Here is a 16931-nt window from a genome sequence, read left to right on the forward strand (position 1 = left end):
ACCCCCTGCAAATAATTATATGCAAGGGGTTCTATTTTGAAAAAACACAAAAATTAATGGTTAAACCAGTAAAATGGTTAAAATTAGTGCGCCTTAATTTTATTTAGGACAGGATTGATTTTTAATAATTAATTACAATTTATGCCTGAATTATTATTAGATAGTCCATACTCTTAACTTATAATAGTTGAGTTCCCATCGTAGGTTCGTTCTCCTTCTGGAATCTCTGATTCTGTTTCATTAATTGAAGTTTTGAAGTTTTGCCAAGCATAATAGTATTGTGTAATTCCTTCTTCAGAAAAAGATATAAGACCAGCCCAAGATAAATCCTCATAAAACTCTGTAGCATAAACCGTTAGACAAAGTCTCTCTAGAAATCTACCCGATATATCTAGTACTGTTCGTATTGTAACAGCTAAATAAAAAAAATGATACCAATCTCAACTACAACAACGGTGTCATCATAGCAATTCTCTGTACTGCTTCTATAGGTATCAATGTCAGGATAAATTTTAAGTTGCCATATGCATTGCGCCCCCGAGCCACCAGAGTTTCACTTTTTGAATTTACACTTTATAGACGAACGCTAACTAGGCACTCTTATCTGCTATTTTTTATCGGATACATTGTTTGTTATACGCAGTATTTATTCAATGTAATATTTCCATCTTACTTTATGTTTTATAATCGTTGTATCGTTTAGCTCTTCAACTAAATACAAATTAGGGAAAACTTTATCAGGGTAAAGCGGATTAGTCTTATCTACAACTTTTTTTAACTCTTCTATTTTAGAAATTTTTATCTTATTTAAATACGTTCTATCGCATGTGTCTATTTCTTTCTTTGATGTAAATAGTTCTTTGCATATGTAAAAATCGATTTCCCCGTTTTTTTGTTCAATTTTCAAATACTTTTTTGTGTTTTCCACAGCATGATACCTTCCTCTATCCTTTTCTTGAACTTGGCAAAATTCGTCGTTTTTAGAATTAAATGAAAGATATACTGCTTGCTCTTTTTGCGCAAAAGAAAAGTTAAGACTTAAAACTAAAATAATATAGATATACTTTCTCATTTTATTGACTTTTAATCACACCCTAAATTACTTATAGTTTTTTCCCTTGTAACACATCTCTTACTTTTTCCCCATCGGGTCGGTTAAATTATTGAAAAACCTACGTTGCTTAAAATCGACTCTACTTATTAAAATAATAAGTTTATGAAGAGAATCCCTATTAGTATAATTAATAAAAAAATCATTTTTGAAAAAAAATTGCTTTTTGAAAATTGACGTTCTTTGATTAAAAAGAAAATATATCCAAAAAAAATTAAAAAAATATAAGGAAACACAATATAAATAAATACATAGCTATAAATAGGGTTTGCAATACCCAAAGAAATTGACACAAGATAAATCAAACAAGCTATTATACAAAATGACAATGTACCTAAAACAAGTTTTTCCAGTATATTATACTCTTTACTTTTAGCAAATAAAAAAATATTAACTGCATTGAGTGCTAAAACAAAAGGCAATAAGTAGCCGACAATATGTCCAAAAAAAGAACTAAGATTAATGATATCCAGCCAAATTAAGATTACTCCTGCTATAAAAAAAAACAGCATCCCAATCACAATTTTTGATAATTTTTCTTTCATTTTATTATGTCTATTAATTACACTCTAAATCACTAATAGGTTTTTTACCTTGTAAAACATCCTTTACTTCTTCCCAATCAGGACGATTATCTGTAATTGGCGGTGTGATTGAAGATGTTCCTCCATTATTATTAATAAAATGATTAGTTTTTTGTTGGAAACTTTTCCATAAGTTATCTGCAAATGTAAAAGGGTCTGTATATAAATCTATCATAGCCTCTGAAATTCGACTATTAAACCTATCAACACCTCTTACATATATGTTGTATGAACCATTAGCCATTTGCTCTATTCCAAACTGTCGTGTTCCAAAAACAAGATGGTTACTATCATAGGGAGCTTCCAGCGTTATAAATAGCCAATAATTGCTATTGTAATCTGCACAACAACTACACCGTCATTAGCTCCCTGGGCCGTTATCCAATTTAACAATAGCACCCAAAGGATTGGCAGAGTTCCATAAATTGGTTTCTTGTTGACAAATAGCTGAGATTTCACAGTAAGATTCAGAAGAAGTATTATCAACAAAATCATTGATATTTCATCTAAAATAATCTATTACCTTTAGTATAAATTCATTCAATTTTAATTGCGACTGCATATTCTTTCCCTGCATTAATATATTTTTTTACGTATAGGTTTGCTTTTCTTGGGCTATCATAATTTATATTTTCAAAATACTCATGATTGAAGTATTTGTCATTTATAGGAAATGAAACCCTTTGTTCTCCTGATTGATAGTAAATACAAGAGGTGAAAAATCTTTTTTCTACCCCCGTAGCTTTTGATAACTCTTCTATCTCATTAAAGGATAAATGTATTTTACCATAATTAAAATTAGAGATTTCAACAACATCAAGTAATTTATCTGATCTGACTTGTGATCTACAACCCAAACTACTTATGATTATAATAAGTAAAACTATCTTATTTGCTTTCATATTATAATGGTTTACTTTTTCATATCCTTGATATTGTATATTGGACTGCCTAATAAGTCAATGTGCTTAGTCGGTTAAACGTTAAAGTAGACGTGTTAACCAGCAGCTCTGTACTCGAAAAACAATGCATATTTTAATAGTTTATCATAATTATAAACTTCAATAAATACCATATTTAATATCTATTTTTCCTTTTTTGGCTAGATAAGGATCAAACTCAAAACCAACAGCCCTACCACCATAATAATCCATATTAAATTTGTATTTAAATGAACCATAGTATCTTTTTTCAATACCGTTAAATCTGATTATAATAGTGTCATTGGCTTCTCCATTAATTTCATAAACTGCTGCTCCATATCCTCTTCCTTCTTGAGGAACAAGAGTGTCCGTGAATTTTTTTGAAAAATCGTCAATTATTAATTTCCTTTCATTACTGCTACATGAGATCAATAGAAAAATTGAGAGCGCTAAAAGTAAGATATAATTTTTCATAATTTTATTGATTTGTAGGAGTTAATTGTGATGAAAATGTAGCAAAGCAGTTTGAACCCTGATTATTTAAATACCTCAAATTCCCATTATTAATAGCATCTTGTAAATCTTGCAAAATATTTGTTGACCCATTAGCAATAATATCTCTTCCTACACGATTATTAAAGAGATCCATCTCATTTTCTTTCCAATGATATGGATATTCTGGTGGTTTATTTTCATGACGAGTAGTTAACAAATTAGTTAAACCAACACCTATTCTGGAAGAAGAAAGCGCATTCCAATAAGCATGTCGAAAAGCATCCCCTTTACCATTATACCTTTCACATAGTGTTAGGTAGCGATTTTCCGTTTCATCTAATGCATGTTTCGCACTTGCTAAATAAAGTAATTGCTCAGACTTGTTTAATGTTAAAAACAGGTTCTTTTCATCATTAGACATCCAATCTGTATATTCTTGCTCATTCTCCAAAACATATATTAAATCCTCAAAGTTCACATCTCCTCCCTCAATCATTGCCTGATATATTAAATAAGCCTTCATCAACGCCTCAGGGTCACTACAATTTGTTCCAGAAAAATCGAAAGGCTCATCGTTATTATCACTACGTAAATAATTAGCTAAATTACGCCGTTGATTAAATGTTAAACTTGAAGTGTCTACTAGTAATCCTACACTAGAAAAACAATTTAAAATTTCCTGATCAACATTTCTTGGCGGATTTAACCCTACTGTTTCATCGTCGTCGTCATTATCATCTCCTGGAGGTGAACCACCACCTCCGGACAATCCATCTACAGGTCCAACATCTCCATTATCGCCATCATTACCTCGTTATCGCCTCCATAATCATCATTATCAGTATAATCAACTTCTCCCCCGTCACAAGGACCTTGTTGAACTGAATAAATGTAAGGATTCCCATAATAATCTGTACAGCGCTGATGATAAATACATTTTCCAAGAACCACACCTGCCATTATCCATTCACAATCTATAGCTCCTTCAGGAGAAGAATCTCATGGCAGTCCACCTGCCCCCATTTCCTCCTATTCCGCCACCACCACTTCCAGTACAAAAAAGCAATGTAATACTTATCCCGCCGTTAACATTATTGTCTATACTCCACATACACCCATTAAAGTACAATAACACCCTTGAAGTAAGACTTTCGGCTAACGTATTTAAACCTAGGTTATCTCCATCTAATTCAATACGATTTATTGGGTAATAATTTAGTTGTTCATTATTATAATAAGAAACATAACTATATAATTAATATTTAAATGGTTCACCCTCTTTTTTATAAAGCACTAAATTTTCAAATTCGGCATCAGGATTCAAGGGAGTTTTTGTATTAAAGCTAAAGGATACAGAGTTTGGTGTGGTTGCCTCAACAATCTCATCGGTCAAAACTGTAAAAGATTCATCTGTAGTATAAATTCTAGCACTTTCGCTTTTGTTCACATCCAACAATTCCACCATTTTTTTTCAAGGGCCTCTTTAGATAATCTATTTGGTTAAGATCTTCCAATGTAAGCTTCCTAATATTTATTTCGCTTTCTTGTACTTCTGGTGCCATTGCACTTTCTTGATCCAAATTGTCGTCTTTTCGGCAATTAGTAAAGGTTATTATTACTATAATAAATAAGGATAGCACTCTTATTTTGGTTAAAATAAATGCACTTTTAAACATTAGTTTTTTCATTAGATCTAAATTTAAATACTGCTTGATTAATGGTCTTGTATCTTTTTATAGAAGTTTTTAAAACCCTTGGTAGTTTTAGATCGATTATATTGTAAATAACAACTCAAGACTTCAATAACTTAAGAAATTACTCACAACTTCGTAAACCTAAAAAAAAAAGAGGCTGAGTCTTGAAATGTTAAAAAAATGCTCCGTTCATCTAAAACACTAAAATTCAATATTTTGTGTTACGGGAAAACCGCAATTAAAAGTAACGACTGAACAACCTATTCACCAAAATTATAGCCTAAAAATCATAGTTTAAATTCATAAAAAATCGCTGAAGACTTAATAGCTTCAGCGTTTTTCTATTTACAGTTATAATATTTACAAATCAGGTACTAACTCTAGATTAATCTCCTGTAGCGCTACTTTCCTTTTTCTTTCCAAACAAGCCGTTTAATAAATTATCGGCTGCTTTTTTAATATTATCAGAACTTAAAGAATCTTTTGTTTTTGTAGTCGAACTCGTGCTTGTAGAATCTTTAGATGTGCTTCCACCAAGAAAACCACTTAAGGCCTCTGTTACTTTCTTGCTACCTTCGTTTAATAATTTATCTTTTTGCATCTCGATTAACTTATTTGTCAATGCCGTTGCTGTTGCACTTAAATCTGTAGTTATAGATGGGCTTCCAACACTCCCTCCTATTTTAGCTGTTACTGGTACTGTAATATTTTCGGCTTCAGTATCGTTTAATTTTGCCAACAAGTTTTTAGCTTCCGTGCCTAGATATTTAGCAGGAACCTCGAACGTGGCATTGTAATTAAGCGTCTGGTCGAAACCATGACTTCCAGCAACCTCAACATCAATATCTTTGAATTTAAGGTTGAATGGTTTCACTTGAACTTGCCCATCGTTAAACGTTAAGGTTGTATTTATTTTTTTAGTTTCACCTTCATCAAAATTTAAAAATTTTAAACGATCTACTAACGTACTCAATACTTTACTGTCTTTAGAATCGACATCCGTTACAAGCATTTCGGCTAATGCATTTCCTGAAATCGTACTAAGATTAGGCGTAAAATCGTTAGTTAAATTTCCTTTAATCTCAAAATTAGAGTTCAAAGTCCCTTTAAAAGCTTGAGCAATTGGCGCTAAAGCTTTCAACATATCTAAGCCTTTAAAAGACTGTGCCATATCAAAACTTTGCATACCCAATTTCACATCGAAAGTTGGTATTTCTGCTTTGGTAGACACCGCTCCATTTAAAGCAATTTGTCCGCCAAATAAACTCGATTTAAAATCTTTTAAGGTCACAGTTTCATCCTTTACATACAAAGTTCCTGAAGCTTCTTTTAACGTCAAGTTATCATAAAGTACTGTATTTGCCTTTGCTACAATTGTAGCATCTAAGAAGTCTGGAATTTTAATTGCTTCTGTAGTTGTAACTTCAATTTCAGATTGATTTGTCGTTTCAACAACTTCGGTGTTTTCAGAAATTACACTTTCTGTCATAAAATCGTTAACAGCAAACGTATTGGAGTTTAGCGTAAAGTTTCCTTTTAACATTTCGTCGTTAAACATAAAACCTAATAGGTTTTCTATAGAACCTTTTGCTGAAAGATCTGTTTTTCCTGTAGTGGCTTCAAACGAATTTAAAGAGACATTCTGAGTATTAAAGGTAATACCTGCTTTAGAAATTCGCACAGGATTTTTCATATCTTCAGAATTAAACTCAAAACCACTTAAGCCTAACGATCCATTATTTTTAGTGTCTTGATATCTCCCATCTTCAATAGATTTCATATCGAATGCCGTAGTTATATTGGCATCCAAAATTCCTTTTAATTGTTGCTCTACAGAAAAAGGATAAGCTTGCGACAGATTACCTAAATTAATTCGCCCTTTTAAGTTCGCTTTTACCAATGGATTCCCCATTAGGTCTTTTATCGTTGCGTTAGCACTAAACACGTCTTGTGCAATTTTAAAAGTCAATGCATTAATATCTACATACGTGTTTTCTAACAAACCAGTTTCATTTGCAATCTTGGTATCGATAGTAATATTAGAAACCGATTGTGGCAAATCGGGATATTTAAAAGAGGCATTATTAGACGTAATTGCGATATTAAATGCTGGAATATGTGTTTCGTCTATCGTTCCATTTAACTGCCCTTGAACAATAAAATCTCCAGTAGTTTGAACACTTTCAATCTCTTTAGAATATGCTTTAGGAATTAACGCTAAGAAATTTTTAAAGTCTGATGATGGTGTTTTAAACGTAATATCTACATCTTGACTCTCTTCATTAAGTTTTATAAACCCATCAAAAACAAGATCTAATTGATTGATTATTGCTTTGTTTTCTAAAAACGTGTAAATATTTTGATCTAAATCAACTCCTAGTTTCGCATCTAATTGAACTGGAGTTGCACTAAAATAGTTTGTTCCATCCATATTAAAAGACATTAAACCACTTGTTTTAGTATCTAGTTCAGATTTTACTGTAGAAAGATCTCCAGTTCCAGAATGATTAAAATCATTGAGTTCAAAAAACATCTTTCCTTGTTCATCCAAATATTTAATTTGCGAATTTGTAATTTCATACTTCTGAACTGATAAAGATACAGCACTAGGTGCATCAGTACTATTAACGGAAGCTGTAGCGGTATCGGTTTTTGCAATATCGTAGTTTACATTACCTTCTTCATCGATAAGGATATTAATTATAGCGCCATCAATACTGAATGAGTTTACCGTATAAGGCTCTCCTTCGCCATTAAAAAGTTGCATAAAAGGAATACTTATGTTTGCATTTTTCGCAGATACTAAAGTTTCTCCAGCAAACGTACCCGTATTTACAATACTCATGTTATTAACTGAAACAGACACATCTGGGAAATTCTTTATTAAACTGATATCGGCATCTGCAAAATCGAACTCTGCATTTATATTTTTATTTACTGTGCTCTTTACAATTTCTAGTATTTTTCCTTCAAATAAAAAAGGAACTGCAATAATTATAACAAGAATTAATCCTATTACTATTCCTACTATTTTGAGCGTTTTTTTCATATTAATATTATTTTCTACTTAATTATGGGGCAATGAAATGTATTGCAAAAATGACACTTATTCTATTCATCTAACAGCACTTTAATAAAAGTTTATATGTTTTGGAAATCTTTTTATTTTAACAGGCCGAGTTTCTAAATAAGTAACACAAAAGAACTTAAAATTATAATAGTTTTAGAACGTTTTCAACATGATTATTAACGCAATCAAAAGACTGTTATTCAACGTATTTTAAACACAAAAAAGACCACCTTTACAGATAGTCTTTTTATTAATTATGTAGTCCAAAAGTATTTAACTCTTGTTTTTTTAATATTAATTAAGTTGTCGGCGCTGTTGGCTCTCCATTTCCGTTTGAAAACTTACGCTCCAATTCTTCCTGAAATTCTTCCATAACGGGGCGGACAGTACTTTCTGGCAAGTCGGCAATTTTAATATACATTAATCCATCTACCGCGTTATTAAATAACGGATCGACATTAAAAGCCACTAATCTGGCATTTTGTTTAATATATTTTTTAAGTAATACTGGTAGTCTTAAGTTCCCCGGTTCTACCTCATCGATAATCTTATCGAACTTGTTTAAATCGGCCTCAGTAGCATCAAAAACAAAATCTTTATCGGCATCTGTAAGCTTAACCTTAAACTCTTTTTTCGGGTGTACATACTGCGCTACATACGGATCGTAATAATGAGATTTCATAAACTCAATCATTAAAGATTTAGAAAAATTAGAAAACTGATTACTAATACTTACACCTCCAATTAAATATTTATGTTCAGGAAAACGCAATGTAGTGTGCACTATCCCTCTCCAAAGAAGAAAAAGCGGCATTGGTTTTTGCTGAAATTCCTTTATAATAAATGCACGTCCCATTTCTATGGATTCGCTCATCATTTTATGTAATTCAGGTTCGAAACGGAATAAATCTTGGAGATAAAATCCATCGATTCCATACTTCTTAAAGATCTGAGAACCTAAGCCCATTCTATACGCACCTGCTATAACTTTTTGATCGTCGTCCCATAAAAACATATGGTGATAATAACTATCAAACTTATCTAAATCGATTGATTCATTAGTTCCTTCACCAATTTCACGAAATGTAATTTCTCTTAATCGGCCTATTTCACGAAGTATATTTGGCATGTCTTTAGAAGCTGCCAGAAACACTTCGTAATTTTTACTTTGTAATAATCTGCAATCTAAAGCACGTAATTTCTGCACTTCTTCGGCCATTAAAACGGCATCTCCAGGAGTTACAATACGTTTTGGGGCCTTAGCTGATTTTAAATTTAAAGTTGACGTTAAGCTATTTAAGATTTTCGATTTCTCTTCAAAAGCATTAGCCAACATATACGTCTTTCTTCTTAAAAATTCTGAATATTCTGGTAAAGTTACATACTCCTTTTGTGCCGAAACAGGAATAGCCTTCCCTATACGCACTTTAATAATTCGCCTTTTCTGAGTTAAGACTTCCGAGGGCAATTTCGCTGTTCTAAAGACATCGCTAATCTTTGCTAATTCGTAAAACAACTTACTGTTTTTAGCATGGAAATAAATAGGAACAACAGGAACTTCGGCACGCTGTACCAACTTTAAAGCTGCAGCTTCCCAAGGCTTGTCTACAACAAGCTTGCCTTCTCTATACGTCGATACTTCTCCTGCAGGAAACACTCCTAAAGGATGCCCTGCTTTTAAATGCACTAATGCATTTTTAAAACCTGCAATACTAGAACGCACTTCCTTTCTATCCTCAAACGGATTTACCGGCATAATATAGGGCTGTAAAGGCTCTATACGATTCAGTAAGAAATTGGCCATAATCTTATAATCAGGTCGCTTTTCTAACATCAATTTTAGTAATAAAACACCGTCAATACCTCCCAAGGGATGATTTGACACGGTAATAAAAGCACCAATTTTTGGTAATCGTTTAAGATCTTCTTCTGGAATTTCGAATTTAATATCGAATTCATCCAAAATACGGTCTAAAAACTCACCATCTTTAAGGTGTTTGTTCTTGATGTAAAATTCATTTATAGTAGAAATTTTAAGAACCTTCATTAGACTCCAGCCCACAAAAGTGCCTAGAAATCCAAATTTATCTAAATTAATAGCACTCGCTACTTCACCTGCTGTTACTAATCCCTCTTCTTTGTGTTTCGCCATGGTCGCAAATGTAGTGAATTGTTTATTTAGTTACTATTTGTAACGTATGTTGTGTAAGTTGTTTTAGTAATATTTCTTTACTTTTTTCGATTAAATCTATGGCTTCAGTATTATAATGTCTAACTGTGTATAACGATACGTTAGAAATATGTGTAACCTTATATTTAACTTGAAAATGCTCTAAAACGAGCGCGATATTATTGAAAGTATCTTCTACACAAATCGAAAAACTAATTGCCGAATTCTGAATGAGATTAACCTTCATTTTAGAAACATGAAAAATATTAAAGATCTCGCTGATATTTTCTTCTACAATGTAAGAAAAATCTAATGAAGAAATGCAGATTAAAATCTGATTTTTCTTAACAATATAACAAGGTATTTGTGGAATAATGCCATAATCTGCATTTACTTTTGTGCCTTTTGCTTCAGGATTTAAAAACGATTTTACAAATAGTGTAATTTGTTTTTGCTGAAGTGGTTGTAATGTTTTAGGATGAATTACGCTCGCTCCATAAAATGCCAACTCGATGGCCTCTTTATAAGATAATTGCACTAACAATTGAGTTTCTAAAAAATGACGTGGATCGGCATTTAAAACACCTGGAACATCTTTCCAAATCGTAACACTTTCGGCATCTAAAGCATACGCGAAAATCGCTGCTGTATAATCACTTCCCTCCCGACCTAAAGTTGTAGTGTTTTTTGTATCACTTCCTAAAAATCCTTGTGTAACAAAAACTGATTGTTCTTTTTTTAGTGGCTGTATTAAGCGTTCGGTAACATGCCAATCTACATTTGCACGTCTATAATTAGAATCGGTTTTTATGTAATCCCGCACATCTAACCACCTATTTTGTAATCCTGAATAATTTAAAAACTGACTTACAATTGTGGTTGAAAGCATTTCTCCAAAGCCAACAATTTGGTCGTATACAAAATTATAATCGGTAGCTGTATTCATCTCTAAAAGGACTCTTAAATCTTTAAAAAGAGTTCGAATCGCTCTAAAAATAGCGTGATTTACATCTGAAAATAAATCTGAGACAATAGTGTTATGATAGTGTTCTATACTCTTTACAGACGTTTCTAATTCTGATTTATTAGAGAGATAATTATGAACAACAACTTCAAAAGCGTTGGTCATTTTGCCCATTGCAGACACAATAACAACCGTGTTGTTATCTGAATATTGTTTTAAAATATGTGTAATATTTTTAACCCCTTCAGCATCTTTTACAGAAGCACCACCAAATTTAAATACCTTCATTTACAAATTTCCGATATAGTTTTTAATTGCCGTTTCATCTAATTGCACAACATCCCAATCGCGTAAAACGGTGGCGCCTTTACTTTCATAAAATGCTATAGCTGGCTCATTCCAATCTATAACTTCCCAATTTATGCGTTTAACGTCTTTCTGATAACCGTATTTTATTACTTCGTCAAGCAAAGCTGTACCTATACCTGTACCTCTGTAATCTTTATTTACAATTAAATCTTCAAGATGGATAATAGGGCCTTTCCAAGTAGAATAACGATTGTAAACCAAAGCAATACCCTTAATCTGGTTTTCTACTTCGGCTACAAAACATTTAAATAAGGGAGATTCGCCAAACCCATCGCGCTCTAAATCGCTTTGAGTGACTTCTACAGCATCTGGTTCTTTTTCAAAAATAGCTAATTCATAAATTAGCTGCAGCACACCTGACATATCTTCAATTTTTGCTGCTCTTATTTTAAAATTCATAATTATTATTTAAGACATCAAATATATGGAAAATGAATGGATTATAATTTTGACTCAAACGTTATAGTTTAACAAAAAACACGATATTTGTAAAAACAAACGTTACCAATAAATGTCAAAACAGAACAAAACATTAGGTGAATTTATTATCGAAAACCAAACGGCTTTTAAATACACCACAGGAGAGTTAACTAGATTACTAAATTCAATACGTTTAGCTGCAAAAGTTGTAAACCACGAAGTAAATAAGGCTGGATTGGTTGATATCATCGGAGCTGCAGGAGATGTAAACATTCAAGGTGAAGACCAACAAAAATTAGATGTTTACGCTAACGATATCTTTATTCAGACGCTTAAAAAGCGAAATATCGTATGTGGTATTGCAAGTGAAGAAGAAGACGATTTTATTTCAATAAACAGTCAGGATTCTAATAACCAAAACAAATATGTCGTTTTAATCGATCCTTTAGATGGGTCTTCTAACATTGATGTAAATGTATCTGTAGGAACAATTTTTTCTGTATACAGACGTATTACTCCAGTAGGATCTCCTGTTACAATCGAGGATTTCTTACAAGAAGGACACCAACAAGTAGCAGCGGGATATATCGTTTACGGAACCTCGACAATGTTAGTATATACTACAGGTGCAGGTGTAAACGGATTTACATTAAACCCTGCAATTGGAACATTTTACTTATCGCATCCTGATATGTCTTTCCCTGAAGATGGAAATATTTACTCATGTAATGAAGGTAACTATATTCATTTCCCACAAGGGATAAAAAATTACATTAAATATTGCCAAATGGAAGAAGGAGACAGACCATATACATCTCGATACATAGGGTCTTTAGTTTCAGATTTCCATAGAAATATGATTAAAGGTGGTATTTATTTATACCCGAAAAGTTCTAAAAATCCAAAAGGAAAACTACGTTTACTTTACGAATGTAACCCTATGGCATTTTTAGCAGAACAAGCTAACGGAAAAGCTAGTGATGGTTTTAATCGTATTATGGATATAAAACCAACAGAATTACACGAACGTGTACCTTTTATATGTGGAAGTAAAAACATGGTTGAAAAAGCCGAAGAGTTTGAGCGAAACGCAATAAAAAAATAATTCTAAATAAAAAAGCGACTATTTTTAAATGGTCGCTTTTTTTATTATTTTAATGAAATAAATACTACTTATTTATTCATTTCTTTCATTTCAGTTACAAAAGTATCTAAGTCTACATTACTAGAAACTAAAGCTAAAGCCTTATCTACAACATACTTTACGTTTACTGTAGTAAAACCTAAACCAATACCAATTTTCTGAAGTAAAACGACTTCACTATCACCATTTATATGGTCTAAATTTACCATACGTGCCAAGTCGTATAAACGTTCCAATCTACGTGTATACTCATGTGGTGGATTTATAGGATGAGATTTATAATCTATTAAAATCTTCGCATAATCATGTTCATTAATGTGTAAATTTCTAGCTAATCGGTCTAAAAATGCTTTCTCATCATCTGAAATAACACCATCATCCATAGCTAAACGGACAATAGCAGCAAAATGATCTTTATTGCGTTCTGTAAAACCGCTACCGAATAATTTTGAATAAGACATATCTTTTATTTTTTTTAGTGGACGAATATAAATAAACTTTAACTGCTAATTTATTTAAATATCGCTATTTTTTATGCTCAAATTTAATAAATATGAAATATTTATGATTTTTAAATTCATAAATCGTTAACATATTTTCTAAAGACATACCTTATATTTGCACAAAATTAATTGTCTTGAGTAAAAACAATCTCTTGCAAACTTTTGCACAAACTTTGCAAACGCAAAATTTGCAGCTTGCTATTTCTAAAAACGAAAGTAAAACGGTTTTAAAGGGCCTTGTAGGATCCTCGTTTTCTTTAGTTATCGCCGAAGTTTTTAAATATTCCGAAAAACCATTTCTCCTTATATTTAACGATAAAGAAGAATCTGCCTATTTTTTAAACGATCTAGAACAGCTTTTAAACACTAAAGATGTTCTCTTTTATCCAGGAAGTTATCGTAGGCCATATCAAATTGAAGAAACCGACAACGCAAATGTTTTGTTACGTGCCGAAGTTTTAAACCGGATAAATTCGCGTAAAAAACCAGCAATAATAGTAACCTATACAGATGCGCTATTCGAAAAAGTAGTCACTAAAAAAGAGTTAGAACGCAACACTTTAAAAATTGCTTTAAACGATAATTTATCGATAGATTTTGTAAACGAAATTTTATTCGAATACAAATTTAAACGTGTCGATTTTGTTACAGAACCTGGCGAATTTTCAGTCCGTGGAGGTATTGTAGATGTTTTTTCTTTTTCTCACGACGAACCCTATAGAATAGAATTTTTTGGCGATGATGTTGATAGCATTCGAACATTCGATGTAGAAACCCAATTATCTACACAACAAGTCAAAAAAATCAGCATTATTCCTAATGTTGAAAATAAATTTCTAGATGAAAGTCGCGAAAGTTTTATTGAATATATATCGTCTAAAACGGTTGTTTTTTCTAAAAATAGTCAGTTATTATTTTCCGGTAGCGATGTCCTATTTAACAAAGCAGAAGAGGCTTTCAAAAACCTAAATTCTGAATTAAAACACAATGCTCCAAACGAGTTATTTTGCAATTCTGAATTACTAAAAAAACAACTTTTAAAATTTACAATAGTTGAATTTGGTAGCGGATATTATTTCCATAATGTTAGTCAAGAATCCATTATTTACAACACGACTCCACAACCTTCATTTAATAAACAATTCGATCTTTTAATAGACGATTTAAATAGTAATAACAATAAAGGTTTTACCAATTATATTGCCTGTGTAAGTGAGCAACAAGCCAAACGTTTTCATGATATTTTTAAAGACATAGAACAAGGCGTATCTTATCAAGCTATAGTATTATCACTACATCAAGGATTTATCGATCACGATAATAAAGTGCTATGTTATACCGATCATCAAATTTTTGAACGTTATCATAAATTCAGCCTTAAAAACGGCTATGCTAAAAAGCAAGCTATATCTTTAAAAGAGCTTACCAATTTAGAAATTGGCGATTATGTTACCCATATCGATCATGGTGTTGGACGCTTTGGCGGACTTCAAAAGATAGATGTTGAAGGCAAAAAACAAGAAGCTATAAAACTGATTTATGGGGAGCGCGATATTTTATATTTAAGCATACATGCGCTTCATAAAATAACCAAGTTTAATGGAAAAGATGGAAAGCCACCTAAAATTCATAAACTAGGTAGTAATGCTTGGAAAGTTTTAAAACAAAAAACAAAAACCAGAGTTAAGGAAATTGCTTTTAACCTGATTCAACTTTACGCAAAACGTAAGCTTGAAAAAGGCTATCAATACAATCCCGATAGTTATTTACAACACGAATTAGAAGCCTCTTTTATTTACGAAGACACTCCAGACCAAAGCTCGTCTACAGCCGATATTAAAAACGATATGGAAAGCGAACGCCCAATGGATCGTTTGGTTTGTGGAGATGTTGGTTTTGGAAAAACAGAGGTCGCTATACGTGCTGCTTTTAAAGCAGTAGATAATGGCAAACAAGTGGCTGTTTTGGTACCGACAACCATATTGGCTTATCAGCACAATAAAACTTTTACCGAACGTTTAAAAGACTTTCCTGTTACGGTAGATTATGTAAACCGTTTTAGAACCGCCAAAGAGAAACGCGATACGCTAGATCGTTTAGAAAAAGGGCATGTAGATATTATTATAGGCACACACCAATTGGTGAATAAAAGTGTGGTATTTAAAGATTTGGGACTTTTAATTGTAGATGAAGAACAGAAATTTGGAGTAGCCGTAAAAGAAAAATTAAAGACTTTAAAAGATAACGTAGATGTCTTAACCTTAACCGCAACACCAATACCAAGAACACTTCAGTTTAGTTTAATGGCTGCGCGAGATTTATCAATAATTACTACACCACCCCCGAACCGTTACCCAATTGAAAGTAATGTAATACGCTTTGACGAAGAAACAATTCGCGATGCTGTGAGTTATGAAATTCAGCGTGGTGGACAAATTTATTTCATTCATAATCGTATTGAAAACATCAAGGAAGTCGCAGGCTTAATTCAGCGTTTGGTTCCCGATGCCAAAGTAGGTATTGGTCATGGACAGATGGAAGGTAAAAAATTAGAAAACTTGATGTTGTCTTTTATGAATGGGGATTTCGATGTTCTAGTGAGTACAACAATCGTAGAAAGTGGTTTAGATGTACCAAATGCAAACACTATTTTTATAAATAATGCCAATAATTTTGGATTGAGCGATTTACACCAAATGCGTGGTCGTGTAGGAAGAAGTAACAAAAAAGCATTCTGTTATTTTATTACACCAGAATATTCTTCTATGACTGCCGATGCTAGAAAACGTATTACTGCTTTAGAGCAATTTACAGAATTAGGAAGCGGATTTAAAATCGCGATGAAAGATTTAGAAATTCGTGGAGCTGGTGATTTACTGGGTGGTGAACAAAGCGGATTTATAAATGATATTGGTTTCGACACGTATCAGAAAATTTTAAATGAAGCTATTGAAGAATTAAAGGAAAACGAGTTCAAAGATTTATATCCAGAGGAAGAAGGAAAACCAAAGGAATACGTTAAAGATATTAACATCGATACCGATTTTGAATTACTATTTCCAGACGATTATGTAAACAATATTGCCGAACGTTTAAACTTATACACTCAACTTAATAATTTAAAAACTGAAGATGAATTAAAAACCTTCGAAAAAGACATAATTGACCGTTTTGGAGAATTACCAGTACAGGTTGTAGATTTACTTAACAGCGTTCGCGTAAAGTGGCTTGCAACAAGTATTGGGTTAGAAAAAATAATTATGAAACATGGCAAAATGGTTGGCTATTTTGTTAGTGATCAAAAAAGTTCATTCTATCAAAGCGCTAGTTTTACAAACATTTTAAAGTTCGTTCAATCCAATCCAAAAGCATGTAAAATGAAAGAAAAACAAACGCGTGCAGGATTGCGTTTACTTTTAACTTTCGATCATATTAAAACCGTAAAACAAGCCTTACTTGCTTTACAACCCATATTAAATTAAAA

15 protein-coding genes are annotated in these 16931 nt (G+C 32.2%); 2 read left to right on the forward strand and 13 right to left on the reverse strand.

What is annotated here, in order from left to right; translation table 11 throughout:
- Positions 1–646: 646 nt before the first annotated feature.
- The 12 genes from R6X41_RS18635 to R6X41_RS18690 form a co-directional block, all read right to left on the reverse strand.
- Positions 647–1072 (reverse strand): hypothetical protein, encoded by a 426-nt coding sequence (locus R6X41_RS18635; RefSeq protein ID WP_318501868.1) that lies wholly within the window; start codon positions 1070–1072, stop codon positions 647–649.
- Between the two features lie 128 nt (positions 1073–1200).
- Entirely contained in the window at positions 1201–1656 is a 456-nt protein-coding gene (locus R6X41_RS18640; RefSeq protein ID WP_318501869.1) for a hypothetical protein, read from the reverse strand.
- Positions 1657–1669: 13 nt separating this feature from the next.
- Positions 1670–1870: a hypothetical protein gene (locus R6X41_RS18645; RefSeq protein WP_318501870.1), complete on the reverse strand. Its 201-nt coding sequence runs from the start codon at positions 1868–1870 to the stop codon at positions 1670–1672.
- Between the two features lie 361 nt (positions 1871–2231).
- Positions 2232–2597: a hypothetical protein gene (locus R6X41_RS18650; protein ID WP_318501871.1), complete on the reverse strand. Its 366-nt coding sequence runs from the start codon at positions 2595–2597 to the stop codon at positions 2232–2234.
- A 159-nt stretch (positions 2598–2756) separates the two neighbouring features.
- The gene (locus tag R6X41_RS18655) at positions 2757–3092 is read right to left on the reverse strand and encodes a hypothetical protein (RefSeq protein ID WP_318501872.1); all 336 of its coding nucleotides are present in this window, start codon (positions 3090–3092) and stop codon (positions 2757–2759) included.
- Between the two features lie 4 nt (positions 3093–3096).
- On the reverse strand, positions 3097–3882 hold the full coding sequence (locus R6X41_RS18660) for a DUF6973 domain-containing protein (RefSeq protein WP_318501873.1): 786 nt from the start codon (positions 3880–3882) through the stop codon (positions 3097–3099).
- Positions 3883–4098: 216 nt separating this feature from the next.
- A complete protein-coding gene (locus R6X41_RS18665; RefSeq protein ID WP_318501874.1) occupies positions 4099–4224 on the reverse strand; it encodes a hypothetical protein in 126 nt (41 codons plus the stop codon).
- Between the two features lie 144 nt (positions 4225–4368).
- Positions 4369–4560 carry a hypothetical protein gene (locus R6X41_RS18670; RefSeq protein WP_318501875.1) on the reverse strand — a complete coding sequence of 64 codons (192 nt, stop codon included), beginning with the start codon at positions 4558–4560 and terminating at the stop codon, positions 4369–4371.
- 632 nt (positions 4561–5192) lie between these two features.
- Positions 5193–7856, reverse strand: coding sequence for an AsmA-like C-terminal region-containing protein (locus tag R6X41_RS18675; RefSeq protein WP_318501876.1), 2664 nt, complete (start codon positions 7854–7856; stop codon positions 5193–5195).
- A gap of 319 nt (positions 7857–8175) precedes the next feature.
- On the reverse strand, positions 8176–10029 hold the full coding sequence (locus R6X41_RS18680) for a GNAT family N-acyltransferase (protein ID WP_318501877.1): 1854 nt from the start codon (positions 10027–10029) through the stop codon (positions 8176–8178).
- Positions 10030–10051: 22 nt separating this feature from the next.
- Positions 10052–11299, reverse strand: coding sequence for an aspartate kinase (locus R6X41_RS18685; protein ID WP_318501878.1), 1248 nt, complete (start codon positions 11297–11299; stop codon positions 10052–10054).
- Positions 11300–11779 carry a GNAT family N-acetyltransferase gene (locus tag R6X41_RS18690; RefSeq protein ID WP_318501879.1) on the reverse strand — a complete coding sequence of 160 codons (480 nt, stop codon included), beginning with the start codon at positions 11777–11779 and terminating at the stop codon, positions 11300–11302.
- Positions 11780–11891: 112 nt separating this feature from the next.
- Between R6X41_RS18690 and fbp the strand changes: the two genes are divergently transcribed.
- Entirely contained in the window at positions 11892–12905 is a 1014-nt protein-coding gene (gene fbp, locus R6X41_RS18695) for a class 1 fructose-bisphosphatase (protein WP_318501880.1), read from the forward strand.
- A 68-nt stretch (positions 12906–12973) separates the two neighbouring features.
- On the opposite strand, the gene R6X41_RS18700 is transcribed toward fbp, so the two are convergent.
- Entirely contained in the window at positions 12974–13405 is a 432-nt protein-coding gene (locus R6X41_RS18700; RefSeq protein ID WP_318501881.1) for a tellurite resistance TerB family protein, read from the reverse strand.
- A 176-nt stretch (positions 13406–13581) separates the two neighbouring features.
- Between R6X41_RS18700 and mfd the strand changes: the two genes are divergently transcribed.
- Positions 13582–16929, forward strand: a complete 3348-nt coding sequence (gene mfd, locus R6X41_RS18705) for a transcription-repair coupling factor (protein WP_318501882.1) — start codon at positions 13582–13584, stop codon at positions 16927–16929.
- Positions 16930–16931: the final 2 nt, after the last annotated feature.

Source organism: Formosa sejongensis (assembly GCF_033447105.1).
GTDB lineage: Bacteria > Bacteroidota > Bacteroidia > Flavobacteriales > Flavobacteriaceae > Formosa.

Excerpts from the sequence above, each read along its gene's own strand:
- fbp (WP_318501880.1), top strand. The coding sequence starts at position 11,892 with ATGTCAAAACAGAACAAAACATTAGGTGAATTTATTATCGAAAACCAA.
- R6X41_RS18665 (WP_318501874.1), bottom strand. The coding sequence starts at position 4,224 with ATGTGGAGTATAGACAATAATGTTAACGGCGGGATAAGTATTACATTG.
- R6X41_RS18685 (WP_318501878.1), bottom strand. The coding sequence starts at position 11,299 with ATGAAGGTATTTAAATTTGGTGGTGCTTCTGTAAAAGATGCTGAAGGG.
- R6X41_RS18640 (WP_318501869.1), bottom strand. The coding sequence starts at position 1,656 with ATGAAAGAAAAATTATCAAAAATTGTGATTGGGATGCTGTTTTTTTTT.
- R6X41_RS18655 (WP_318501872.1), bottom strand. The coding sequence starts at position 3,092 with ATGAAAAATTATATCTTACTTTTAGCGCTCTCAATTTTTCTATTGATC.
- R6X41_RS18650 (WP_318501871.1), bottom strand. The coding sequence starts at position 2,597 with ATGAAAGCAAATAAGATAGTTTTACTTATTATAATCATAAGTAGTTTG.
- R6X41_RS18700 (WP_318501881.1), bottom strand. The coding sequence starts at position 13,405 with ATGTCTTATTCAAAATTATTCGGTAGCGGTTTTACAGAACGCAATAAA.
- R6X41_RS18690 (WP_318501879.1), bottom strand. The coding sequence starts at position 11,779 with ATGAATTTTAAAATAAGAGCAGCAAAAATTGAAGATATGTCAGGTGTG.
- R6X41_RS18635 (WP_318501868.1), bottom strand. The coding sequence starts at position 1,072 with ATGAGAAAGTATATCTATATTATTTTAGTTTTAAGTCTTAACTTTTCT.
- R6X41_RS18645 (WP_318501870.1), bottom strand. The coding sequence starts at position 1,870 with ATGATAGATTTATATACAGACCCTTTTACATTTGCAGATAACTTATGG.
- R6X41_RS18675 (WP_318501876.1), bottom strand. The coding sequence starts at position 7,856 with ATGAAAAAAACGCTCAAAATAGTAGGAATAGTAATAGGATTAATTCTT.
- R6X41_RS18680 (WP_318501877.1), bottom strand. The coding sequence starts at position 10,029 with ATGGCGAAACACAAAGAAGAGGGATTAGTAACAGCAGGTGAAGTAGCG.